At 61.9% G+C, this 22,167-nt stretch carries 24 protein-coding genes; 14 read left to right on the top strand and 10 right to left on the bottom strand.

The genetic code is table 11. From position 1 onward, the window contains the following. The 3 genes from L9B60_RS08655 to ureC all read left to right on the top strand — a co-directional run bounded on the left by L9B60_RS08655 (position 1) and on the right by ureC (position 2,609). Complete coding sequence (locus L9B60_RS08655; RefSeq protein WP_249678078.1) at positions 1-522, top strand: GNAT family N-acetyltransferase; 522 nt, start codon at positions 1-3, stop codon at positions 520-522. A gap of 11 nt (positions 523-533) precedes the next feature. Further along, positions 534-839 carry an urease subunit beta gene (locus L9B60_RS08660; RefSeq protein WP_249678079.1) on the top strand — a complete coding sequence of 102 codons (306 nt, stop codon included), beginning with the start codon at positions 534-536 and terminating at the stop codon, positions 837-839. 69 nt (positions 840-908) lie between these two features. Then, a complete protein-coding gene (ureC, locus tag L9B60_RS08665) occupies positions 909-2,609 on the top strand; it encodes an urease subunit alpha (protein WP_249678080.1) in 1,701 nt (566 codons plus the stop codon). Positions 2,610-2,675: 66 nt separating this feature from the next. Here ureC and L9B60_RS08670 read toward each other — a convergent pair whose 3' ends face one another. Together L9B60_RS08670 and cbpA are read right to left on the bottom strand one after the other, a co-directional pair. Then, positions 2,676-2,981, bottom strand: coding sequence for a chaperone modulator CbpM (locus L9B60_RS08670; protein WP_249678081.1), 306 nt, complete (start codon positions 2,979-2,981; stop codon positions 2,676-2,678). A 2-nt stretch (positions 2,982-2,983) separates the two neighbouring features. After that, complete coding sequence (gene cbpA, locus L9B60_RS08675; protein WP_249678082.1) at positions 2,984-3,943, bottom strand: curved DNA-binding protein; 960 nt, start codon at positions 3,941-3,943, stop codon at positions 2,984-2,986. Between the two features lie 259 nt (positions 3,944-4,202). On the opposite strand from cbpA, the gene L9B60_RS08680 reads away from it, so the two are divergent. After that, entirely contained in the window at positions 4,203-5,468 is a 1,266-nt protein-coding gene (locus L9B60_RS08680) for an Hsp70 family protein (RefSeq protein ID WP_249678083.1), read from the top strand. Between the two features lie 97 nt (positions 5,469-5,565). On the opposite strand, the gene L9B60_RS08685 is transcribed toward L9B60_RS08680, so the two are convergent. Further along, positions 5,566-6,576, bottom strand: a complete 1,011-nt coding sequence (locus L9B60_RS08685; RefSeq protein ID WP_249678084.1) for an AI-2E family transporter — start codon at positions 6,574-6,576, stop codon at positions 5,566-5,568. A 100-nt stretch (positions 6,577-6,676) separates the two neighbouring features. Next, complete coding sequence (locus L9B60_RS08690; RefSeq protein ID WP_249678085.1) at positions 6,677-6,979, bottom strand: PsiF family protein; 303 nt, start codon at positions 6,977-6,979, stop codon at positions 6,677-6,679. Between the two features lie 125 nt (positions 6,980-7,104). On the opposite strand from L9B60_RS08690, the gene L9B60_RS08695 reads away from it, so the two are divergent. Continuing rightward, complete coding sequence (locus tag L9B60_RS08695; protein WP_249678086.1) at positions 7,105-7,989, top strand: DMT family transporter; 885 nt, start codon at positions 7,105-7,107, stop codon at positions 7,987-7,989. Here the strand turns inward: L9B60_RS08695 and L9B60_RS08700 are convergent. Continuing rightward, positions 7,970-8,860 carry an esterase/lipase family protein gene (locus tag L9B60_RS08700; RefSeq protein WP_249678087.1) on the bottom strand — a complete coding sequence of 297 codons (891 nt, stop codon included), beginning with the start codon at positions 8,858-8,860 and terminating at the stop codon, positions 7,970-7,972. The genes L9B60_RS08695 and L9B60_RS08700 overlap by 20 nt on opposite strands. Before the next feature lie 123 nt (positions 8,861-8,983). Between L9B60_RS08700 and osmE the strand changes: the two genes are divergently transcribed. Both osmE and L9B60_RS08710 read left to right on the top strand, forming a co-directional pair. Next, a complete protein-coding gene (gene osmE / locus L9B60_RS08705; protein ID WP_249678088.1) occupies positions 8,984-9,328 on the top strand; it encodes an osmotically-inducible lipoprotein OsmE in 345 nt (114 codons plus the stop codon). A 130-nt stretch (positions 9,329-9,458) separates the two neighbouring features. After that, positions 9,459-9,989, top strand: a complete 531-nt coding sequence (locus L9B60_RS08710) for a ferritin-like domain-containing protein (protein WP_249678089.1) — start codon at positions 9,459-9,461, stop codon at positions 9,987-9,989. A gap of 130 nt (positions 9,990-10,119) precedes the next feature. Here L9B60_RS08710 and L9B60_RS08715 read toward each other — a convergent pair whose 3' ends face one another. After that, positions 10,120-12,198: an AsmA family protein gene (locus L9B60_RS08715; protein WP_249678090.1), complete on the bottom strand. Its 2,079-nt coding sequence runs from the start codon at positions 12,196-12,198 to the stop codon at positions 10,120-10,122. Positions 12,199-12,528: 330 nt separating this feature from the next. Here L9B60_RS08715 and L9B60_RS08720 point away from each other — a divergent pair, with 330 nt between their 5' ends. The 7 genes from L9B60_RS08720 to L9B60_RS08750 all read left to right on the top strand — a co-directional run bounded on the left by L9B60_RS08720 (position 12,529) and on the right by L9B60_RS08750 (position 17,605). Beyond that, positions 12,529-13,005: a phage infection protein gene (locus L9B60_RS08720; protein ID WP_249678091.1), complete on the top strand. Its 477-nt coding sequence runs from the start codon at positions 12,529-12,531 to the stop codon at positions 13,003-13,005. 102 nt (positions 13,006-13,107) lie between these two features. Then, positions 13,108-13,740 (top strand): TetR family transcriptional regulator, encoded by a 633-nt coding sequence (locus L9B60_RS08725; protein WP_249678092.1) that lies wholly within the window; start codon positions 13,108-13,110, stop codon positions 13,738-13,740. Positions 13,741-13,892: 152 nt separating this feature from the next. Beyond that, positions 13,893-14,393 (top strand): urease accessory protein UreE, encoded by a 501-nt coding sequence (gene ureE / locus L9B60_RS08730; protein ID WP_249678093.1) that lies wholly within the window; start codon positions 13,893-13,895, stop codon positions 14,391-14,393. Continuing rightward, positions 14,390-15,064, top strand: a complete 675-nt coding sequence (locus tag L9B60_RS08735; RefSeq protein ID WP_249678094.1) for an urease accessory protein UreF — start codon at positions 14,390-14,392, stop codon at positions 15,062-15,064. Before ureE ends, L9B60_RS08735 begins: the two co-directional genes overlap by 4 nt. 12 nt (positions 15,065-15,076) lie before the next feature. After that, positions 15,077-15,691, top strand: a complete 615-nt coding sequence (gene ureG / locus L9B60_RS08740; protein ID WP_249678095.1) for an urease accessory protein UreG — start codon at positions 15,077-15,079, stop codon at positions 15,689-15,691. A 134-nt stretch (positions 15,692-15,825) separates the two neighbouring features. Then, positions 15,826-16,398, top strand: coding sequence for a HupE/UreJ family protein (locus tag L9B60_RS08745; protein WP_249678096.1), 573 nt, complete (start codon positions 15,826-15,828; stop codon positions 16,396-16,398). A gap of 118 nt (positions 16,399-16,516) precedes the next feature. Continuing rightward, complete coding sequence (locus L9B60_RS08750; RefSeq protein ID WP_249678097.1) at positions 16,517-17,605, top strand: AGE family epimerase/isomerase; 1,089 nt, start codon at positions 16,517-16,519, stop codon at positions 17,603-17,605. Between the two features lie 221 nt (positions 17,606-17,826). Here L9B60_RS08750 and L9B60_RS08755 read toward each other — a convergent pair whose 3' ends face one another. The 4 genes from L9B60_RS08755 to livM form a co-directional block, all read right to left on the bottom strand. Next, entirely contained in the window at positions 17,827-18,594 is a 768-nt protein-coding gene (locus L9B60_RS08755; RefSeq protein ID WP_249679691.1) for an SDR family oxidoreductase, read from the bottom strand. Between the two features lie 703 nt (positions 18,595-19,297). Continuing rightward, positions 19,298-20,014 (bottom strand): ABC transporter ATP-binding protein, encoded by a 717-nt coding sequence (locus L9B60_RS08760; RefSeq protein ID WP_249678098.1) that lies wholly within the window; start codon positions 20,012-20,014, stop codon positions 19,298-19,300. Further along, positions 20,011-20,886: an ABC transporter ATP-binding protein gene (locus L9B60_RS08765; RefSeq protein WP_249678099.1), complete on the bottom strand. Its 876-nt coding sequence runs from the start codon at positions 20,884-20,886 to the stop codon at positions 20,011-20,013. The genes L9B60_RS08760 and L9B60_RS08765 overlap by 4 nt, the downstream gene beginning before the upstream one ends. Continuing rightward, entirely contained in the window at positions 20,883-22,166 is a 1,284-nt protein-coding gene (livM, locus tag L9B60_RS08770; protein ID WP_249678100.1) for a high-affinity branched-chain amino acid ABC transporter permease LivM, read from the bottom strand. Before livM ends, L9B60_RS08765 begins: the two co-directional genes overlap by 4 nt. Between the last annotated feature and the right edge of the window lies 1 nt (position 22,167).

Here is a 22,167-nt window from a genome sequence, read left to right on the forward strand (position 1 = left end):
ATGAATGCCGCCCAGTTGCGTCGCGTCACCGTTGAGAGCTTTGCGCATTACCGCCAGGGGCTGGTCGAGCTACTGCTCGATGCCGTGCGACAGGGCGCGTCGTTGGGCTTCATGGCCGACTTGGACGCCCATGAGGCCAACACCTACCTGGACGAAGTGAAAGCCCGCATTGCCATCAACGACCTGGTGCTCTGGGCGGTGGTCAAGGACGAGCAGGTGCTGGCCAGCGCGCAACTGGTGTACTGCAAGCGCGCCAACGGCCTGAACCGCGCCGAGGTGCAAAAGCTGATGGTGCGTGAAGACGCTCAACGCCGCGGCATGGGCCAACAATTGATGCAGGCGGTGGAAGTGGCCGCCCGGCAAAACAGCCGCGGCCTGCTGCACCTGGACACCGAGGCCGGCTCACCGGCCGAAGCGTTCTACCTGTCCCAAGGCTACAAGCGCGCCGGGCAGATGCCGGGCTTCGCCTGCCGCCCGGATGGCGAATACACCGCCACCGCTTTTTTCTACAAGACCCTTTAAGGATTGCTCGCATGATCCCTGGCCAATACCAGATCAAGCCCGGCGAAATCGAAATCAACGCCGGCCGCCGCACCATCAGCCTGACGGTCGCCAACAGCGGCGACCGGCCGATCCAGGTCGGCTCCCACTACCATTTTTTCGAAACCAACGACGCCCTCAGCTTCGACCGCGCCGCCAGCCGCGGCATGCGCCTGAACATACCCGCAGGCACCGCCGTGCGCTTCGAGCCGGGGCAAAGCCGCGAAGTGGAGCTGGTGGACCTGGCCGGGCTGCGCCGGGTGTTCGGGTTTGCCGGCAGGATAATGGGTGATCTGTGAGGGCCCCTTCGCGGATAAATCCGCGAACCAGGCACCACGGACTAAAACGATTTGCACCAAGGAAGCACCATGAAGATTTCCAGACAAGCCTACGCGGACATGTTCGGCCCCACCGTTGGTGACAAGGTCCGCCTGGCCGACACCGAGCTGTGGATCGAAGTCGAAAAAGATTTCACCACCTACGGCGAAGAAGTGAAATTCGGCGGCGGCAAAGTGATCCGCGATGGCATGGGCCAAGGCCAACTGCTCGCCGCCGAGGTGGTCGACACGTTGATCACCAACGCCCTGATCATTGACCACTGGGGCATCGTCAAGGCCGACGTGGGCCTGAAAGACGGGCGCATCGCCGCCATCGGCAAGGCCGGCAACCCGGACATCCAACCCGACGTGACCATCGCCATCGGCGCCAGTACCGAAGTGATCGCTGGCGAAGGCATGATCCTGACTGCCGGCGGCATCGACACCCACATCCACTTCATCTGCCCGCAGCAGATCGAAGAAGCACTGATGAGCGGCGTCACCACCATGATCGGTGGCGGCACCGGCCCTGCTACCGGCACCAACGCCACCACCTGCACCTCGGGCCCGTGGCACATGGCGCGCATGCTGCAGGCCGCGGACTCGTTCCCGATGAACATCGGCTTCACCGGCAAGGGCAACGCCAGCCTGCCGGAACCGTTGATCGAGCAGGTCAAAGCCGGCGCCATCGGCTTGAAGTTGCACGAAGACTGGGGCACCACGCCAGCGGCAATCGACAACTGCCTGAACGTGGCTGACTTGTACGACGTGCAGGTGGCCATCCACTCCGACACACTGAACGAGTCAGGCTTCGTCGAAACCACCCTGGGCGCGTTCAAGGGCCGCACCATCCACACCTACCACACCGAAGGTGCCGGTGGCGGCCACGCGCCCGACATCATCAAGGCGTGCGGCTTTGCCAACGTGCTGCCCAGCTCCACCAACCCGACGCGGCCATTCACCCGCAACACCATCGACGAACACCTGGACATGCTGATGGTGTGCCATCACCTGGACCCCAGCATCGCCGAGGACGTGGCCTTCGCCGAAAGCCGCATCCGCCGTGAAACCATCGCCGCCGAAGACATCCTGCACGACCTGGGCGCGTTCTCGATGATCAGCTCCGACAGCCAGGCCATGGGCCGCGTGGGCGAAGTGATCACGCGTACCTGGCAGACGGCCGACAAGATGAAAAAACAACGCGGTGCGCTGCCGGGCGACGGCGAAGGCAACGACAACTTCCGCGCCAAGCGCTACATCGCCAAATACACCATCAACCCGGCAATCACGCACGGCATCAGCCATGAAGTGGGCTCCATCGAGGTGGGCAAGTGGGCCGACCTGGTGCTGTGGCGCCCGGCGTTCTTTGGCGTGAAACCCACGCTGATCCTCAAGGGCGGCGCCATCGCGGCCAGCCTGATGGGCGACGCCAACGCCTCGATCCCCACCCCGCAGCCGGTGCACTACCGCCCTATGTTCGCCAGCTACGGCGGCTCTCGCCATGCCACCAGCATCACCTTTATCAGCCAGGCAGCCATGGACGCCGGCGTGCCGGAAGCGCTGGGCCTGAAAAAGAAAATCGGCGTGGTGAAAGGCTGTCGTGACGTGAAGAAAACCGACCTGATCCACAACGATTACCTGCCGGACATCGAGGTAGACCCGCAGACCTACCAGGTGAAAGCCGATGGGGTGTTGTTGTGGTGCGAGCCGGCCGAGACGTTGCCGATGGCGCAGCGGTATTTCCTGTTCTAGACCTTGGTGTGTTCTTCGCGGACAAATCCGTTCCCACAGGAGCGGATTCATCCGCGAAGCGGCCCCTCAATTTTTCACGAACCGCCCTAAGCGCTGGCGCAACATCGAATTCTCAGCGCGCAGCTGCTGCACCTCTTCCAGCAACTCCAGGGCCAGTGCCACCCCTTCCCACTCCAGCTCCAGGTCGTTGTGCAGCTTGGCCGCGCGCCTGGCGATGACCGGTGCACGGTCGTCGAACAGCCAGTCATCCGGCGTTCGCCCCTGTGGTTCAAGAATGCCGTGCTCGACGATTTCGATCACGTAGGCCGCCGACATGTCGGTCGCCTGACAGAAGGTTTTCATGTCCAGTTGAACCAGCAGGGTACTGTGCATCGTTAACGGCTCCAGTGTGCTCGCGGGTCGAATGCCGCCTGTTCCGCCAGTTTAGTCCACAGCTCGCGGGTCGCTTCGTCAGCGCTGGGCGGCATCACCACTTTCAGTTGTGCGTACAGGTCACCCCGTTGGCCTTGCTTGTCGAGCAAGCCGTTGCCTTTGACGCGCAGGCGCTGGCCGCTGTTGCTGTCGGGGCGGATGGTCAGGTTGATGCGCCCAGTCAGGGTCGGCACCGCTACCTTGGTGCCCAGCGCCGCTTCCCACGGTGCCAGCGGCACGGTGATGATCAGGTCATGGCCTTCGACATCGAATTGCGGGTGCGGTGCCAAACGGATGATCAGGTACAGGTCGCCATTGGCGCCACCACCCACGCCCGGCGCGCCCTGGCCCTTGAGGCGGATGCGTTCGCCGTCGGTCACCCCGGCGGGAATCTTCACGTTCAGGGTTTTGGTGGTATCGCCGGTATGCTGGCCCCGGCCGTTGTGCTGCGGGATCTGGAAGCTGATCTGCTTTGATTCGCTCGACAGGGTTTCCTCAAGGAAAACCGCCAGTTCCATTTCCACGTCCTGCCCTCGCCTTCCGGCACTGCGTTGTTGGCCACCACCAAAGGGGTTGCCATTGCCGCCACGCCCGGCCGAGCCGAAGATGGAGCTGAAAAAGTCCGAGAAGTCGCCACCGCTTTCTTCGAAACCGCCGCCACCGCGGCCCTGCCAGCCCGGTGGGCCCTGGAACGGCCGGCCATGTTGGCCGTATTTGCGCAGTTCGTCGTATTCGGCACGTTTTTCCGGGTTGTGCAGCGCTTCGTAGGCCTCGCTGGCCTCTTTGAATTTGTCCTCGGCGTCCTTTTCCTTGCTCACGTCGGGGTGATATTTGCGCGCGAGCTTGCGATAGGCGGTCTTGATCTCTTTCTCGTCCGCCGTCGGCTCTACGCCCAAAATCTTGTAATAATCTTTGAAGTCCATCTAAGGATCACCATCCAATGTTCGAGATCGCGCGGTCGGTCTCAACCTTCAGACTCGGCGGCGCGGTGGAAGTTTATCGGCCGCGCAGCCCTCTGGATGAGGGAGTATAGAAGGCGGCCACGAAGGATGAGCAGAAGATTGGGGGTGCGCCTTGCGCTTTCAAGGCCATGGCGCGCGTAATTAAACCCTTTATCGCCCTTGCTTCTGTCTGCCACTGGCATACACTGCGCGGCCGTTTTTTAAACAGAACCTGAAAGACATGAAAAACGATTCTCCAGCCCGCGCTTGCGGCATCGACTTCGGTACGTCCAACTCCACCGTCGGCTGGCACCGGCCGGGTGTCGAGTCGCTGATCGCCCTGGAGGACGGCAAGATCACCCTGCCATCGGTGGTGTTCTTCAACATCGAGGAGCGCCGCCCGGTGTACGGCCGCCTGGCCCTGCACGAGTACCTGGAAGGCTACGAAGGGCGCCTGATGCGCTCGCTCAAAAGCCTGCTGGGCTCCAAGCTGATCAAGCACGATACCAGCGTGCTGGGCACTGCCCTGCCGTTCAAGGACTTGCTGGGGATGTTCATCGGCGAACTGAAAAAGCGCGCCGAAGACAACGCCGGCCGCGCGTTCGACGAAGTGGTGCTGGGCCGCCCGGTGCATTTCGTCGATGACGATGCCGCCGCCGACCAGGAAGCTCAGGACACCCTGGAAGAGGTGGCGAAAAAGATCGGCTTCAAGGAAGTCTCGTTTCAATACGAACCGATCGCCGCCGCCTTCGACTACGAGTCCACCATCGAACGCGAAGAGCTGGTACTGATCGTCGACATCGGCGGGGGTACTTCGGACTTCTCGCTGGTGCGCCTGGCCCCGGAACGGCGCTTTGTCGATAACCGCCACGATGACATCCTGGCCACCGGCGGCGTGCACATCGGCGGTACCGACTTTGACAAGCAACTGAGCCTGCAAGGTGCCATGCCGCTGTTCGGCTACGGCAGCCGCATGAAAAGCGGCGCCTACATGCCCACCAGCCACCACATGAACCTGGCGACCTGGCACACCATCAACTCGGTGTACTCGCAAAAGTCCCAGCTGTCGCTGGGCAGCATGCGTTACGACATCCAGGACACCGACGGCATCGACCGCCTGTTCAAGCTGATCGAGCAGCGCGCCGGGCACTGGCTGGCCATGGAAATGGAAGAAACCAAGATCCAGCTCACCCACGAACAAAGCCGCCTGGTGCCGCTGGACCGCATCGAACCGGGCCTGAGCGTGGACCTGAGCCGCGAACTGTTCGAAAGCGCCATCGACAGCCTACTGCAGCGGGTGCGCGGCAGTGTCAGCGAATTGCTGAACAAGGCCGGCGTAGCCGTGGAGCAGGTGGACACGGTGTTCTTCACCGGTGGTTCAAGCGGCATCCCGGCACTGCGCAACAGCGTGGCGGCGATGCTGCCCAATGCGCGGCACGTGGAAGGCAATATCTTTGGCAGTATCGGCAGCGGGCTGGCGATCGAAGCGCGCAAGCGCTACGGCTGACGCCCTGCAGGAGCGGGTTTATCCGCGAAAAGACCGCCGGGGTGGTTCAGACGTACCGTGGCACGCTTTTCGCGGGTAAATCCGCCCCTACAGGCATTTACACCAGCTCGGCGCGGCGCAGTTCGCTTTTCAGATACGCATAGTAAATCGGCCCCGCCACCACCCCCGGTAGCCCGAACGCTGCCTCAAAGATCAGCATCGCCAACAACAGCTCCCACGATTTGGCACTGATCTGCCCGCCGACGATCTTGGCGTTGAGGAAATACTCGACCTTGTGAATCAAGATCAGCCAACCCAGCGCTGCCGCCGCCACCCAGATCGACACCGACAAGCCGATGATGGTGATCAGCGTGTTGGACATCAGGTTGCCGATCACCGGCAGCAGGCCGAGGATGAAGGTCAGTACCACCATGGTCTTGGTCAGTGGCAGCTTGATCCCGCACAGCGGCAGGATGATCAGCAGGAACACCGAGGTGAACAGGGTGTTCAGCGCGGCGATCTTGATCTGGGCGAAGACAATGTTGCGAAACGCCTGCACCAGCAGGGTCATGCGCACCAGCAGTGCTCCGGCCAGGGGCTTGTGGTCGGCGCCAGGTGGAATGCGGTTAAGCGCCACGATGGCGCCCAGCACCATGCCGATCAGCAGGGTCACGAAGGTGTGTACCGCGTCCTTGCCCACCAGTTGCAGGTCAGCCAGGTGCTTGCTCACCCAATCGCCCAGGGCGGTGCGGAACTCCAGCGCGTTGGCCGGCAGGTAGGCATCGATGGAAGGTGGCAGTTGGGCCCGTGCGCGGTTGAGCACGCCCATGAACTTGTCCAGGAACGCCCCCGGGTTCTCGGCCTCGTGCATCAAAAAGCTAATGGCCAGGGCAAAAATCACTGCCAGCAGGCTGACCACGAAGGTGCCCAGCAGCGCCACGGCGACCCACCGGGCACGGGGGCCGGCGATAAGTCGCTGCAACTGCGGGGTGAGCATGTTGACCAACTCGAACACCAGCAGGCCGGCCAACAGGCTGGGCAGCAAACGCAGCGGCATGACCAGCAGCAACCCACCAAACACCAGGATCAGACTGGCCCACACCACATGACGCTGGGAAAACGTTGGCATACAGCCTCGAACACGAACGACACGAAAGGACAGGCAGTCTGCCAGCGTTCGTCAGGCAGGGCCAGTGGGCAACTCGGTTACCCACTGGTAGCGGCGACGACTATTTTTTCTTGAGGCAGTCGCTCATAAAGGTTTTGCGCGCGTCGCCCTTTAGCGTCTGGTCGCCGGCGGTCTTGTTGCAGGCTTTCATTTTCTCCTGCTGCGGCGTGCCCGTCGCGGCCGCTGCAGGCGGCGCGGCCTTGAGGCAGGTGCTCATGTAGGCCTTGCGTTCATCGCCCTTCAGGCTCTTGGCCGTGGCGTCGGCGTTGCAGGTGGTCATCTTGTTCTGTTGCGCAGTGGCCGCGAAGCCTTGCGAACAAAGCAGCAAACCCACCACCAGCAAGGGTACGTGCAGCATCTTCATGGAGTGTTCTCCTGGTCGCCGCGCAGGTCCGCACGGCCTTGCCATGAGTGTAGACAAACTTTTTTACATTCCACCGCAGGCTTAAAAGCGGATAATCGCTTTTTGAAACTGATGTGAATGTGCTCATGCAATATGCGTTTCCGTTATTGGCCATCCTGATCTGGGCGGGCAATACCGTTATCAACAAACTCGCGGTCGGCGCGATCTTCCCGGCCGAAATCGGCTTCTATCGCTGGCTACTGGCGGGACTGTTGTTCACCCCATTCATGCTGCGGCCGGTGTTGGCGAATTGGGCAGTGATCCGCCCCAACCTGGGCAAGATCTTCATCCTGGGCGTGCTGGGCATGGCGGTGTACCAGAGCCTGGCGTACTTTGCCGCCTCACTGACCACCGCCACCAACATGGGCATCATTCTGTCGTTGATGCCATTGATGGCCCTGGCGCTGGCCATTGTCAGCCTGGGCCAGCGGCTCACGGCCGGCGCCCTGGTGGGTGCGGTGGTGTCGCTGGCCGGTGTGCTGGTGGTGGTTTCGGCGGGCAGCCTGGCCGTGCTGCTGGACCATGGCCTGAACCGTGGCGACGGCATGATGCTGATCGCAACGCTGGCCTACGCGGTGTACAGCACGCTGCTGAAAAAGTGGCAGCTGCGCCTGCCACCGCTGCAATTGCTGTATTTGCAGGTGTTGGTGGCCATTGTCGTGCTGTTCCCGCTGTACCTGGTGTCGCCCAAGGTGGGCCTGGGCCTGAACAACATCGGTTTGGTGCTGTATGCCTGCCTGCTGGCCTCGATGCTTGCGCCACTGGCGTGGATGCAGGCCGTCAGCCGCCTGGGGCCAAGCCGCACCACGCTGTTTTTCAACCTGTTGCCGTTGATCACCGCGTTGATCGCAGCCATGGCGCTGCACGAACAATTGGCGCTGTACCACCTGGTCGGCGGCCTGATGACCCTAGCTGGCGTGGTGCTGGCCGAGCGCTGGAAAACCCCGCTGGTCAAAGCCCGGCAGCCTTGAGCCGGGCAGCCTGTTCGGTGAACAGCCGGACAGGCTCGGCGCCCTTGCCCACCAGCCCCAGGGATTGGTTGACGATGTCAAAGTGGTCCATCGGGTAATCGTCACCGATCACCTGCCCCAGGTGCGAGCTGTAGCGGCCCACCATGCCATCGCAATAACCCGCCTCGCGCACGAAGGTCTTGGCGAACAGCCGGCAACTGACATGGGTGCCGTCCAACCGGTTGCCGCCCTCATTGCTACGCCGGTCTTGCAACACCCCCGACCAGGAGTAGTAGCGCACGCCATTGACCAGCGGTTCACCCTGGCCGCCCCAAGTCAGTGGAATGCCCTGCGGGTACTGCAGGTTGAAGCGGGCGACGCCGGCGCACGTGAGCGACAAGTGCGAGGCGTGCACATCGATCGGCAAGCTCGGCCCACGCCAGCCGGTCTCCAGCCAGCCCATCAGGTGCGCCAGCGCGTGAAGCACGGCCTTGAGCAAGCGCCCCCGCGCCGTGCCGTGGGGGTAGTGGCTTTCCAGGTAGTCGGCCAGCTCCGAACCGTGGTTGGGGCCGGCTACCGAGGTCACCGAAGCGACCCAGTCCGGCCGTTTGGCCGCCGCATAGCGCGCTGTCAGGGCGCCCTGGCTATGGCCGAACAGGTTGACCTTGTCGGCACCGGTTTCGCGGCGGATACGCTCGATGATCAACAACAACTGCTCGCCGCGCACTTCGGTGGCGTTGATGGGCGAGACCTGCACGGCAATCGCCGTGGCGCCGCCCTTGCGCAGGGCCTTGAGAATGCCGAACCAGTACGGGTACAGCAGCATCCGCACAAAGCCGAGCATGCCGGGGACGAAAACCAAGGGGTAGCGAGTGGCAAAGGGCTGCGACATGGCGTGACGTCCTTGCAGTGAGGCGAAGCTTGAATACTAGCGCACTGATATCGAACTACTGGCCTGCCAAGGGGTTCCTATGAATACGGGGCTCAACCCTGGCCCATTCGAAGGAGCGACACTATGTACAAGCGAACCCTGGCAGCCCTGTGTGTAGTGGCATCGGTCACCGGCTGTGCAACCAAAGCGGAAAACCCGGTGGACTTCGTCACCTACCGCAACGAACCGCTGGTCAAGCAAGTGGAAACCGGCATGACCATGCAACAGGTCATCGCCATCGGCGGCTCACCCTCTTCGGTGGTCGACGGCACCGCCAATTCGGTGCACGGCACCTGCAATAACTACGTATTGAACCGCGACGGCAAGCAGCAAGCCTATTACGTGAGCTTCGACAGCGGCGGCCATGTCGACACCAAGGGCTTCATGACCTGCGAGCAGCGCAAGGTCAACGAGAAGTCGATGCCTTGATGCCCAACGGCATAAAACTTTTCTGCACCGCGACTACTCACACCTTTAGTAGCGATCACGCCGGGCGCCCTGATGCTGGGGCGCAGATAGAGCGCGACGAGCCACTTACCGTATTAGCCTGGAGATTGTGATGAGCAACGTTCAACTGACCGATATCAGCACCCTGCGCCAACGCGCGCGCCAAAACGTCGAAGACGGCGCGGTGACCGAGGGCTACCACGCCGACCGCGAAGAAATCCTGCGCCTGCTCAATGGCTCGCTGGCCACGGAGCTGGTCTGCGTGCTGCGCTACAAACGCCACTACTACATGGCCAAGGGCATCAAGGCCAGCGTGGCTGCGGCCGAGTTCCTGGAACACGCCGGGCAAGAAGCCGAGCACGCCGACAAACTGGCCGAGCGCATCGTGCAACTGGGCGGCGAACCGGAGTTCAATCCCGATACCCTGAGCAAGAACTCCCACGCCCAATACGTGGCGGGCAACACCCTCAAGGAAATGATCTTCGAAGACCTGGTGGCCGAGCGTATCGCCATCGACAGCTATCGCGAGATCATTCAGTTCATTGGCGAGAAAGACCCGACGACTCGTCGCATCTTCGAAGACATCCTGGCCCAGGAAGAAGAGCACGCCGATGACATGGCGGATTTGCTCGAAGGGATTTGATATTTAGAGCGGGATGAAAAAACCAGGCGGTGTGCCTGGTTTTTTTGTGGGCGCTGTTCACGAATGAATTGGCAACCCAATCCCATGCAGGAGCGGATTCATCCGCGAACCCGACGACTCGATTTATCTGTCACCCCTTGGTCGCCTGCACGGTCTTCGGCGCCTTCCCAGCCTTCATCTGCTCAAGCAACGGCGTGCACTGGTTAGGCTCCCCGCCGCTGGGCGCCACCAACGCCAGCAAGCCTGCAGCAGGCCCGGCCACCACGCCCAACGCGACCATCCCGGCGCCGCGCAGCATCAACGGCACTGCCTGCACGCCCGCACTCGGCTTGGCATAAGTACCGCGCACATAAAGCGGCGAACGCAGCGACAGCAGGCGGAAGCCCTTGGACTCTGGCGTGACTTTGAAGTCCAGCGCCTCGGTCTTGAAGTTGGTGTTGCCGTCGATATAAATGATCGCGTTCTCGGTATCGAACACAAACAGCCGCGTACTGGCCAGGCCATCCTTGATGCCCAGGTCTGCCGCCGCGCAGTTGATCTTCACTTCTTTGTCGCCAAAGATCTTGCCAACCAAATAATTACCCACGTTCAAACCGGCAATCTCCATCAAATCGCGGCTGATCGCGCCGTCGTTGACCAGCATCTTCAAGTTGCCATTGGCCGTGCCCAGCAGGGCCGAAACTGAATTACCGGTACCGGTGATGTCGGCATCGCCATTGAGCTCACCAAAGCTGGTCTTCATGGGCTCGAAAGTCGGGAACAACTGCTTGAGTTTGAAGTTGCGCGCGGTCAGCTCGGCCTTGCCTTGCAGCGGCGTGGTGCGCCCGTTCAGGCCGATGCGCGCGTCCAGTTTGCCGCCGGCAACGCCAAAGCGCAGCGGCTCCAGGCGCAGGTTGCCATCGTCCAGGATCAGGTGGGTATAAAGGTCGGTGAACGGTAGCTTCTCACTGTGCACGATGCGCTTGCCGGTGAACTCGACATCAGCGTCCATGGTGCGCCAGCGCTCGGTCTTGAACTCCTCCACGGGCAGCACCTTGCCGGTGGGCTGCACGGTGTCGGCGCCACGGGCCTTCTGTTCGGTTTTGGAGTCTGCGCCGATCAGCGGCGCCAGGTCCTTGAACAACAGCTGGTTGGACACCAACGCGCCGCTCAACTTGGGCCGTGGCTGGCTGGCAACGAAGCCCAGGTCGCCGTGGATATCGCTGTCGCCGATCTTGCCGTTGAACGCCTCGTATTTGAAGTTGGCGCCCGCGGGGTCGTGCAGCTTGGCGATCAGGTGGCCGTCGGTGGAATACGGCGGGGAGTCTGGCAGGGTAACGCCGGTCAGCGGGTACAGGTGGCCCAGGCTCTGCCCGGCCAGGCGCAGGCGCAAGTCCAGGGCGCCAAGATTGCGCGGGTCGGTCAGGGTGCCGGCGACGGCGATGCTGGTATCGCCGACCCGCACGTCCACCTGCACCGGGAAGGGCTTGCTTTCATCCTGCAGGGCCAGCAGACCGCCGATTTTGCCGGTGCCGTTGACCGGCTGGTCCTTGTATTTGCCCTTGGCCTTGAAGCCAAAGGCATAGTCCTGCGCGGAGGCGCCTTTATCACTGACCTTTTTAGCCGCACCGCTGCCGACGATGTCGCTGAACGGGATGGGTTTGCCCAGCGGATCGATCAGCACGTCCATGTCAGCCTTCACGATGGCGTCGTTATAGGTCACGTGGCCCTTGTCGAAACCGATGGCGCCAATGTCCATCACCCACTTGGAGGGCTCGGCGTTCTCATCCTTGGGCCCGAAGTCGAACGTCCAGTTGGCGCGGCCATCGGCCAGGCGCTGCAGCTTGGCATCAGGCTCGGTCAGGTCGATACGCGGGATAACAATGCGCTGGGCGATCAGGGGCAGCGGCGACAGGCGGAACTCCACCTTCTTCAGGCCGACCATTTGCCGCTCCTTGGACCAGTCCGGGTTACCCAGGCTGAGGTCTTCGGCGACAAAGTGCGGCCACGGCACCCAGGCCCGCCATCCGCCCTCTTCGGGCTCCCGGGCCCATAGCACGGCCAGGTTGCCATTGATGGCGAACGGTCGGTGCAGCGCTTCGGACACCTTGGCATTAAGGGTGGGTTTTACCCTGTTCCAGTCGAACGTCGCGATGACCACCACCAGCACGGCAATCACGACAACCAGGCTGCCCAAGGTCCAGGCGAGGATTTTACGGGTGCGCGTCATGCACTGATCTCCAAATGACAGCCCGCGCGCAAGCTTGGGCGGCGGGTAAAGGCTTAAAGCTTAGGACTGACAAAAGCCAGTGGGGTTTAACCGAATCGCAAATTAGCCATCACTTTCATCGATTCGATGCTCGAAGAAGGCGCACCCAGACGGTGCCGTTCCCTGCACCAGTGCATAAAGCCCCCCGCTAAACCGTTGATTTAGAAGGCTCGCACTGAACAATCAATTTGGTTGATTGTTAACATTACGTTTATAAACTTTTATATCTAATTCTCAGGAGTAGCATTGGCTCTGTACCCACTTTCCAGCCCTCCAAAGGAGCGCCCAACCATGAAACGCCAATTGCTGCTTACCCTGACCCTGTCCATTCTGGCTGCCAACGCTTTCGCCGCCACCCAGCCTTCCGCACAGGTTGCTCCAAGCGCTGCCGTAATCACCGTCGCTCAGGATGGCTCTGACCGTACCCTGAACCGCGTGGCCCAAGACGGTTCCGATCGCACCCTGAACCGCGTGGCCCAAGACGGTTCCGATCGCACCCTGAACCGCGTTGCCCAAGACGGTTCCGATCGCACCCTCAACCGCGTGGCCCAAGACGGCTCCGATCGCACCCTGAACCGCGTTGCCCAAGACGGTTCCGATCGCACCCTCAACCGCGTTGCCCAAGACGGTTCCGATCGTACCCTCAACCGCGTGGCCCAAGACGGCTCCGATCGCACCCTGAACCGCGTTGCTCAAGACGGTTCCGATCGCACCCTGAACCGCGTTGCTCAAGACGGTTCCGATCGCACCCTCAACCGCGCAGTCTGATCCATGATGGCCCTGAAAAAAGCCCGGTCCCCGCACCGGGCTTTGATTTTTTCGGTGATTTGTTAGAGTGCTGCGCTGCCCTCCTGAGAAATCAGCCGCCCCATGCTCCCCCGCGCCGAACAAAAACAGCAGACCCGCCACGCCCTCCTGGATGCCGCCCGGCATTTGATGGAGTCTGGCCGCGGCTTCGGCAGCATCAGCCTGCGCGAAGTGGCCAAGACGGCTGGCATCGTCCCTACCGGTTTCTATCGCCATTTCAGCGATATGGACCAACTCGGCCTGGCGCTGGTCAGCGAAGTGGGCGAAACCTTTCGTGAAACTATTCGCCTGGTACGCCACAACGAATTCGAACTGGGCGGCATCACCGACGCTTCGGTGCGCATCTTTCTCGACGTGGTCACCGCCAACCGTGCGCAGTTCCTGTTTCTGGCTCGTGAGCAATATGGCGGTTCGCACCCCGTGCGCCAGGCCATCGCGTGCCTGCGCGATGGCATCAGCTCGGACCTGGCCGCCGACCTCAACACAATGCCCAAGTGGCAGCACCTGGACAGCGCCGCCCTGGCAGTAATGGCTGACCTTGTGGTCAAGACCGTGTTTGCCACCCTGCCCGAGCTGATCGACTCGCCCGACGCCCCACTGCCCGAGCATCTCTCTCCGCAAGCCAAGATCACCCAGCAACTGCGCTTCATCTTCGTCGGCGCCAAGCACTGGCAGGGGCTGAGCGAATCTTCATGAATGTTACATTTTGGTGCAACTACACTCCTATTGCACTGTAACGATTCATTTCTGCGCCCTATCTTCAAGCGTGATGGCTAATTTGGTGGCTTGCCTCAATTGGCAAGACACTTGCTCTGCAATAGCCATCGCTATTAGCCGGAAGCCCACTCATGCTGGTGATCCACCGCAGAACCGCGCCAAAACCTGACTGGTCGGCCGAGTTACACCTTAATTTCGAAGCTCGCAGCAAAAGCCGCTTGCGCTGTTTTAGTGCCGAGGGCGAAGACGTCGGGCTGTTCCTGGAACGCGGCCAACCGCCGCTGCATGACGGTGAATTCCTGGAGGCCGAAGACGGCCGTATCGTGCGCGTCTGCGCCCGCCCCGAAGCCTTGCTTCACGTCACCTGCAGCAATGCCTTCGAGCTGACCCGTGCCGCCTATCACCTGGGCAATCGCCATGTGGCGCTGCAGGTGGGTGACGGCTGGCTGCGCCTGCTCGATGACTACGTACTCAAGGCCATGCTCGAACAGCTGGGCGCCAGCGCCGAGGCCATCGAAGCGCCGTTCCAGCCAGAACATGGCGCCTACGGCGGCGGCCATCACCATTCCCGTCATGGCGAAGAGGCCTACAACTACGCGCCCAAACTCCACCAGTTCGGCGTGCGCACGTGAATCGCGCCTGGGCGCTGTTGCGCCTGGCCAGCCCGCAGTTGCCGATTGGCGGCTACAGCTATTCCCAAGGCCTGGAGATGGCAGTGGAGCAAGGCACGGTCAAGGACGCCGAGGGCGCGCGGCGTTGGATCGGTGACCAATTGCTGCTCAACCTCGCCCGTTTCGAAGCCCCCCTGCTGCTGGGCCATTGCCTGGCAGCCGCCGAGCAAGACTGGCCGCTGTTGCTGCAACATTGCCAGGAACACCGCGCCAGCCGCGAAACCCGCGAACTGCTGCAGGAAAGCCGGCAGATGGGCTATTCACTCAAACAATTGCTCGACGGCCTGCCCGAGCTGGACGACGCCGCGCGCGCGTTCCTCAAAACCATCGAGGAGCCGCACCTGGCCTTGGGCTGGGCACTGGCCGCTCGCGCCTGGGACATCAGCCCGCAAGACGCCTTGGCCGCATGGCTATGGAGCTGGCTTGAAAACCAGTTGGCCGTGCTGATGAAAACCCTGCCCCTGGGCCAGCAGGCTGCCCAGCGCCTGACCAGCCAGATGCTGCCGATGTTGCAGCAGGCCCAACATATTGCTACCCAACTCGACCCCCACCACTACGGCAGCGCCGCGTTTGGCCTGTCCCTGGCGAGCATGGCCCATGAGCGCCAGTACAGCCGCCTGTTCCGTTCCTAGGAGAGACACACGATGAACACCCAACCCCTGCGCGTCGGCATTGGCGGCCCGGTCGGCTCCGGCAAGACGGCGCTGACCCTGGCCCTGTGCCTGGCGCTGCGCGAACGCTACAACCTGGCCGTGGTCACCAACGACATCTATACCCGCGAAGACGCCGATTTTCTGGTGCGCAACGAAGCCTTGGCCCCCGAGCGCATCATCGGCGTGGAAACCGGCGGCTGCCCGCACACGGCCATTCGCGAAGACGCCTCGATCAACCTGGAAGCCGTGGACCAGCTCAACCGCCGCTTCCCGGGCCTGGACCTGATTCTGGTGGAGTCCGGCGGCGACAACCTGTCGGCGACCTTCAGCCCGGAACTGTCGGACCTGACCATCTACGTGATTGACGTATCAGCCGGCGACAAACTACCGCGCAAGGGCGGCCCGGGCATCTGCAAGTCTGACCTGCTGGTGATCAACAAGATCGACCTGGCGCCGCTGGTAGGCGCGTCACTGGAAATGATGGACAGCGACACCAAGCGCATGCGCGGGGACAAGCCGTTCGTGTTCAGCAACCAGAAAACCGGCCAGGGCCTTGAAGCCATCATCGCCTTCATCGAGCGCCAAGGCCTGCTGACCGCGGCCTGACCCCACTGTAGGAGCGGATTGATCCGCGAATGCCTCACCACGGTCTACCGGATAAACCGCGGCGTTCTTTTCGCGGATAAATCCGCTCCTACAGGCGTGTGTACGTGCACATTATTCAATAAGGAAGCCTGCAAATGACCCTGAAAAAACTCCTGGCAGCCGCCGCCCTGCTGCTGACCCCCGCCTTGGCCTTTGCCCACCCTGGCCACGGTGACAACGGCCTGCTCGCCGGCATCAGCCACCCCTTCACCGGCATGGACCACCTGCTGGCCATGATCGCCGTGGGCCTATGGGCTGCACAGCAGAAAGGCGCCGCGCGCTGGGCCCTGCCGTGCACCTTCGTCGGCACCATGCTGATCGGCGGCGTGCTGGGCTTTGAAGGCATGCACCTGCCAGCGATGGAAAACGCGATTGCCGCCTCGGTGCTGGCGCTAGGCCTGGCCGTGGCCCTGGCCGTTCGCCCACCGGTGGCATTGGCGGTTGCCGCCACGGCTCTGTTTGCCTTGTTCCACGGCGTAGCCCATGGCCTGGAGCTGCCGGACATGTCCAGCCCTTGGGCGTTTGCCGGCGGCTTCGTGGCGGCAACGGCGACATTGCACGCCATAGGCTATGGCGTGGTGCGCTTCCTGCCACAGGCGGCGGCCCCGCTGGTGCGGGCGCTGGGGGCGTTGTCGGCGATGGCGGGTGCGTGGATGTTGGCGGCCTGATTTCGCAGCGCCAGCATGGCGGATGAATCCGCTCCCACACGGAGCGGATTTGTCCGCGAGCCATGCTCAACTGGTACCATTGTCGTCTACGCCCTATCCGCCGTGACGACCTTGACCCATGCCTGACCTGTCTGACGCCTTTTCGGCGGTGCACCAGCACTTTCTGAAAACCATCGTGCCGCTATGGCAAGGCCCCGGCTGGAACGCCGACATGGCGCTGCCCTATGAAGCGCTGGACCCCGAACAGCGGCCCATGCCCGTGCAACGCTATCGGGCCATGGCCTGCGCGCGGCAGTTGTTCCTGTTTTCCAGCCTGATCGAGCAACCCGGCGCGCCAGCCCGAGCGGCAGCGTTGTTCCGCTCCCTGCAGCAGCACTTTCACGACGCCGAGCACGGCGGCTGGTTCTACAGCATCAATGCGGCGGGCGAACCGCTGGACCGCAGCAAAGACCTGTACACCCACGCTTTCATTATCTTCGCCTGTGCCCATTACTGGGCCAAAGTGCGCGAGCCCTTGGTGGAGTCAGTGCTCAACGCCGCCCTGAACGTGGTGCTGGAACGCTTCGCCACGGATGACGGCCTGTATGAAGCCACGCTGGGCCAAGACTGGTCGGCACTGGGCAGCGGCGCCCTGCAAAATCCCTTGATGCACTTGGCAGAAGCCTTTTTGGCCACGGTGCAAGTGCGTGAGGACGCCCGCGTGACCCAGGCCTTGCACGACTTATGCACAGCCATGCACACGCACTTTATCGAACCTGCCAACGGCGTGATGCTAGAAAAACCACGCACGGCTGTGGATAACTGGTTTGAACCCGGCCATCAGTTCGAGTGGTTCTACTTGCTGGAATCTTCCGACCTACTACGCGGCAATGCCTTGCATCAAGCGGTGGATCGCTCCTTCGCCTACGCCGAGCAGATCGGCGTTCGCGAGGGCGCTGTTCTGTCGATGCTGGAAGTGGATGGCAGCGTGCGCGATGCCACCCAGCGCATCTGGGCGCAGGCAGAATACCTGCGCGCCCTGACCCTGCGCCCAGGCAGCGAACAGCGTGTGGCCGAGCAGTTGGCAGCCTTGCGCGAGGGGTTTCTGCACTCGGGTGGGTGGTATGAGTGCCGGGATGCGAGTGGGGCCGTTAGCCGCAAGGACATGCCTTCGACCACGCCCTACCACTTGGCGACGTGCTACATGGGCTTGGCCCAAGCCCTGTAGGAGCGGATTTATCCGCGAAGAAAGCAGCGCGGTAAGTCTTATGCTCTTCAGTATGGCTTTCGCGGATCAATCCGCTCCTACAGGGTGATGAGTATGCCGGTAGGAGCGGATCTATCCGCGAAGAAAGCAGCGCGGTGAGTCTGATGCTCTTCAGTATGGCGTTCGCGGATCAATCCGCTCCTACAGGGTGATGGGGTATGCCGGTAGGAGCGGTCAGTAACTCAGCCCTTGTTCGGCCGCTCGATGGCAAACCCGCTCCACGACTGCGTCACCGGCATCAGCTCCAGGCTGTTGACGTTGATGTGCGCCGGCGTGTTCATGATCCAGAAGATAGTGTCGGCAATGTCCTGCGGCTGGATAGGGTCGGCACCGGCATAGGTCGCGTCATAACGCGCCTGGTCGCCACCAAAGCGTACCAACGAGAACTCGCTTTCACACAGGCCGGGCTCAAGGTTGGTGACGCGCACGCCAGTGCCCTGCAGGTCGCAACGGATGTTCAGCGAGAACTGCTTCACGAACGCCTTGGTGGCGCCGTACACGTGGCTGCCTGGGTACGGGTAGTTACCCGCCACCGACCCCAGGTTGACGATGCTCGCGCCCTTGCCGTGGGCAATCAGGCGCGGCAGCAGCAGGCGGGTGCTGTACATCAGGCCTTTAACGTTGGTATCGACCATGGTATCCCAGTCGTCCAGGTCGCACTTGGGCGCCGGATCCACGCCCAAGGCCAGGCCGGCGTTGTTGATTAGCCCGCGCAGCTTGGCGAACTCGGGCGGCAGGCCCTCGATGGCGGCTTCCATGGCCTTGCGGTCGCGCACGTCCAGCACCAGGGTGTGCACCTTGGTCTGCTTGGACAGCTCGGCCGCCAGCGCGCTCAGGCGCTCTTCACGGCGCCCAGTGAGCACCAGCGACCAGCCGGCCTCGGCAAAACGACGGGCACAGGCCTCGCCAAAACCGGAAGTGGCGCCGGTGATAAACACTGTGGAAGTCATCATGTTCTCCAGGGTAAGGCCAAAGTGGGCAAGTCTGCCCCAAGCATGCCCGCCGTGACGCCTGTGGGCAAGCAACTTAGACCGCTGATCAAAAACTGATCACCGGCCGCTAAGCCTTGCCCCAGCTGGCCCGGCGCAACCTATACGCACCTTATCCACAGCCCCTTGCACAGAATCCGGGGGCAACTGCGCACAACGCCAAGCCCCTTGAATGAAGGCATTCAGGCCATTCTGAAAAGTTTTTGGCTTGACCCGATAGACACACTCATGCACACATGGCAGATCGATACACTTAGCATACTGTCGGGCAATGGCGCGAGGCCAGTAACCACGCCGCTTCGGGCGGTCTTTCCAAAGCTTGCCCACAGAGTTATCCACAGGCTTTGACAGGTGGCACGGCGGCGATATCGCGGTGGATAAAAGGGTTGACAAAGCGACCCACCGGTCGTCCGAAAACGCTTGATCAAAAAACAACCACAAGGCTACAGGCCACGTAACTAAAGGCTTTCAGCCAGCTACACCCATGTTACCCACAGCCACCTCCACAGCAACGGGGGACAACTTCATTTCATGACAAAACAATGAATTACAGCGGTTTTATGTCGCAGTTTGCGAGCACCGCGAATTTGTTTTCCACAATCCTGTGGGCAAACAAAAACGCCTTGGCATCTGCATGCCAAGGCGTTGATTTACCACGCTGGCGTCAGTGCCCGCCGAGGTAGGCGTTCCTCACCTCATCATTCACCAGCAACTCCTTGCCCGTGCCCGTCAGCCGGATCTCGCCGTTGACCATCACGTACGCCCGGTCCGACAGCTTGAGCGCGTGGTTGGCATTCTGCTCCACCAGGAAGATGGTCATGCCGGTCTTGGCCAGCTCGCGCAGGGTGCTGAAGATCTGTTTGACCACGATGGGCGCCAGGCCCAGCGACGGCTCGTCCAGCAGCAGCAGCTTGGGCCGGCTCATCAGGGCGCGGGCGATGGCGAGCATTTGCTGCTCGCCGCCCGACATGGTCATGGCGCGCTGGTTGCGGCGCTCCTTAAGCCTGGGGAACAGTTCGAACATGCGCTGCATGTCTTCGCTGGCGTGCTTGTCGCCGATGGGGATGGTGCCCATCATCAGGTTCTCTTCCACGCTCATGTCAGGGAACACCCGGCGGCCTTCCGGCGACTGGGCGATGCCGTTGCTGGCAATATAGTGGGAGGACTTCTGGGTGATGTCGATGCCCCGGTAGACGATCTGCCCGCCACTGGCGCGCGGCTGGCCGAAGATCGACATCAGCAACGTGGACTTGCCCGCGCCGTTGGAGCCGATCAGGCTGACGGTCTCGCCTTCGTTGATGTGCATCGAGACTTTTTTCAAGGCCTGGATAGGCCCGTAATGCACGTCCAGGTCTTTCAGTTCGAGGATCGGACTGCTCATACCAACTCCTCTTCATCAGCGCCCAGATAGGCCGCGATCACTTTCGGATCGTTGCGGATCTGTTCCGGCCCACCGGCGGCAATCACGTTGCCGTGGTCGAGCACCACAATATCGTCGGAAATGCCCATCACCATGCCCATGTCGTGCTCGATCAGCACGATGGTCATGTCGTGTTCGTCGCGCAGCAGGCGGATCATCCCGCTCAGCGCTTCGGTTTCGTGGGGGTTGAGGCCTGCCGCCGGTTCATCCAGGCAGATTACCTGGGGCCGCGTGCACATGGCCCGGGCGATTTCCAGCCGCCGTTGCTGGCCGTAGGACAATTCGCCGGCCAGGCGGTTGGCGCAGTCCACCAGGTCCACCACTTCCAGCCAGTAGAAGGCGGTGTCCAGCGCATTGCTCTCGGCCTGGCGGTAGCCCTTGGTGTTGAGGATGCCGGCGATCATGCTGCGGTTGACCCACATGTGTTGGGCTACCAGCAGGTTCTCTACCACCGACATTTCCTTGAACAGGCGAATGTTCTGGAAGGTACGCGCCAAACCCGCGCGGTTGACCAGGTGGGTGCCGCCGAACATCTTGTAGTACAGGCGGCTGGCAAAGCTTTTTGGCGAGACGAAATCGGTGGCCTGGAAGGACTCGCCCAATAACTGAATCACGTTGGTCTTGATGCCGCGCGTGGACAGCTCGATGCGTCCGCCGGTGGCTTTGTAGAAGCCGGTCAGGCAGTTGAACACGGTGGTCTTGCCGGCGCCGTTGGGGCCGATCAGAGCAAAGATCGAGTTGCGACGCACCTTCAGGCTCACATCGCTGAGGGCCTTGATCCCGCCGAAGTGCATCATTAGGTTCTCGACCGACAGAACGATTTCTTCGCTCATGGCGCAACTCCTTTACGCGGGACCACGCCGGTGCGGCTGATGCGTATCAGGCCACGTGGTTTCCAGATCATCATCAGCACCATCAGGAAGCCAAACAGCAACACGCGGTATTCGGCAAAGCTGCGCAACAGTTCCGGGGCCACGGTGAGCACGAAGGCTGCGATCACCACGCCCACGGTCGAACCCATGCCGCCCAACACCACGATGGCCAGGATCAGCGCCGACTCGAAGAAGGTGAACGAGGTGGGGTTGACGAAGCCTTGGTAGCTGGCGAAAAACACACCGGCAAGGCCTGCGGTCGAGGCCCCCAGGGTGAACGCCGAGAGCTTGACCAGCACGTGGTTCAGGCCCATGGAGCGGCAGGCGATCTCGTCTTCACGCAGTGCTTCCCAAGCGCGTCCGATGGGCATGCGGGTCAACCGGTGCTTGATGTACAGCACGGCCAGCACCACCAGGAACAGCACCGCGTAGATGAATACGAACTTGAGGTTGGGGTTGTAGTCGATGTGCAGGAACTCGTGGATCGGTACCCCGCCCTCTTTCGCCTTGCGCCCGAACTCCAGGCCCATGAACGTCGGCGACGGCACTGGCACGCCATTCGGGCCACCGGTGAACGACAGCCAGTTGTTGAGGATCAGGCGAATGATTTCACCAAAGCCCAAGGTCACGATGGCCAAGTAGTCGCCGTGCATGCGCAACACCGGGAAGCCCAATATGCACCCTGCCAAGGCCGCCGCGATGGCAGACAAGGGCAGCGCCGACCAGAAGCCCAGGCCCAGGTATTGATAGCCCAGCGCCAGGCCGTAGGCACCGATGGCGTAGAACGCCACGTAACCCAGGTCGAGCAGGCCGGCCAGGCCCACCACGATGTTCAGGCCCAAGCCCAGCAATACGTAGACCAGACCTAGGATGACGATGGTGAGGATATATTTGTTGGCGAACACCGGGAACACGATCGCCAGCACGATGATCAACGGGATCACCCAGCGCAGCGCCGACTTGTGGCCGGGCGCCAGCACGTGCACGCCGGAACCGCCGCGCTCCATGCCGTGGCTCAGGGCAATGCCCTTGGAGGTCTGCAGGAACAGGCTGATCAGAAACCGCCCCAGCATCACCGCAGCCACCAGCCAAGCCACCCGAGTGGGCTCCAGGTTAAAGCTGTAGCCCTGCAACACCACGCCCACGATCGGCCCGAACACGATCAGTGCCAGCAAGCCGGCCATCACTGCGTCGATCAGGCTTTTTTTGATTTCAATCGGTTTATTAATGGCAGCAGACATA

Origin of the sequence: Pseudomonas abieticivorans (assembly GCF_023509015.1) — a bacterium.
GTDB lineage: Bacteria > Pseudomonadota > Gammaproteobacteria > Pseudomonadales > Pseudomonadaceae > Aquipseudomonas > Aquipseudomonas abieticivorans.

Excerpts from the sequence above, each read along its gene's own strand:
- L9B60_RS08655 (WP_249678078.1), top strand. The coding sequence starts at position 1 with ATGAATGCCGCCCAGTTGCGTCGCGTCACCGTTGAGAGCTTTGCGCAT.
- L9B60_RS08660 (WP_249678079.1), top strand. The coding sequence starts at position 534 with ATGATCCCTGGCCAATACCAGATCAAGCCCGGCGAAATCGAAATCAAC.
- ureC (WP_249678080.1), top strand. The coding sequence starts at position 909 with ATGAAGATTTCCAGACAAGCCTACGCGGACATGTTCGGCCCCACCGTT.
- L9B60_RS08670 (WP_249678081.1), bottom strand. The coding sequence starts at position 2,981 with ATGCACAGTACCCTGCTGGTTCAACTGGACATGAAAACCTTCTGTCAG.
- cbpA (WP_249678082.1), bottom strand. The coding sequence starts at position 3,943 with ATGGACTTCAAAGATTATTACAAGATTTTGGGCGTAGAGCCGACGGCG.
- L9B60_RS08680 (WP_249678083.1), top strand. The coding sequence starts at position 4,203 with ATGAAAAACGATTCTCCAGCCCGCGCTTGCGGCATCGACTTCGGTACG.
- L9B60_RS08685 (WP_249678084.1), bottom strand. The coding sequence starts at position 6,576 with ATGCCAACGTTTTCCCAGCGTCATGTGGTGTGGGCCAGTCTGATCCTG.
- L9B60_RS08690 (WP_249678085.1), bottom strand. The coding sequence starts at position 6,979 with ATGAAGATGCTGCACGTACCCTTGCTGGTGGTGGGTTTGCTGCTTTGT.
- L9B60_RS08695 (WP_249678086.1), top strand. The coding sequence starts at position 7,105 with ATGCAATATGCGTTTCCGTTATTGGCCATCCTGATCTGGGCGGGCAAT.
- L9B60_RS08700 (WP_249678087.1), bottom strand. The coding sequence starts at position 8,860 with ATGTCGCAGCCCTTTGCCACTCGCTACCCCTTGGTTTTCGTCCCCGGC.
- osmE (WP_249678088.1), top strand. The coding sequence starts at position 8,984 with ATGTACAAGCGAACCCTGGCAGCCCTGTGTGTAGTGGCATCGGTCACC.
- L9B60_RS08710 (WP_249678089.1), top strand. The coding sequence starts at position 9,459 with ATGAGCAACGTTCAACTGACCGATATCAGCACCCTGCGCCAACGCGCG.
- L9B60_RS08715 (WP_249678090.1), bottom strand. The coding sequence starts at position 12,198 with ATGACGCGCACCCGTAAAATCCTCGCCTGGACCTTGGGCAGCCTGGTT.
- L9B60_RS08720 (WP_249678091.1), top strand. The coding sequence starts at position 12,529 with ATGAAACGCCAATTGCTGCTTACCCTGACCCTGTCCATTCTGGCTGCC.
- L9B60_RS08725 (WP_249678092.1), top strand. The coding sequence starts at position 13,108 with ATGCTCCCCCGCGCCGAACAAAAACAGCAGACCCGCCACGCCCTCCTG.
- ureE (WP_249678093.1), top strand. The coding sequence starts at position 13,893 with ATGCTGGTGATCCACCGCAGAACCGCGCCAAAACCTGACTGGTCGGCC.
- ureG (WP_249678095.1), top strand. The coding sequence starts at position 15,077 with ATGAACACCCAACCCCTGCGCGTCGGCATTGGCGGCCCGGTCGGCTCC.
- L9B60_RS08745 (WP_249678096.1), top strand. The coding sequence starts at position 15,826 with ATGACCCTGAAAAAACTCCTGGCAGCCGCCGCCCTGCTGCTGACCCCC.
- L9B60_RS08750 (WP_249678097.1), top strand. The coding sequence starts at position 16,517 with ATGCCTGACCTGTCTGACGCCTTTTCGGCGGTGCACCAGCACTTTCTG.
- L9B60_RS08755 (WP_249679691.1), bottom strand. The coding sequence starts at position 18,594 with ATGACTTCCACAGTGTTTATCACCGGCGCCACTTCCGGTTTTGGCGAG.
- L9B60_RS08760 (WP_249678098.1), bottom strand. The coding sequence starts at position 20,014 with ATGAGCAGTCCGATCCTCGAACTGAAAGACCTGGACGTGCATTACGGG.
- L9B60_RS08765 (WP_249678099.1), bottom strand. The coding sequence starts at position 20,886 with ATGAGCGAAGAAATCGTTCTGTCGGTCGAGAACCTAATGATGCACTTC.
- livM (WP_249678100.1), bottom strand. The coding sequence starts at position 22,166 with ATGTCTGCTGCCATTAATAAACCGATTGAAATCAAAAAAAGCCTGATC.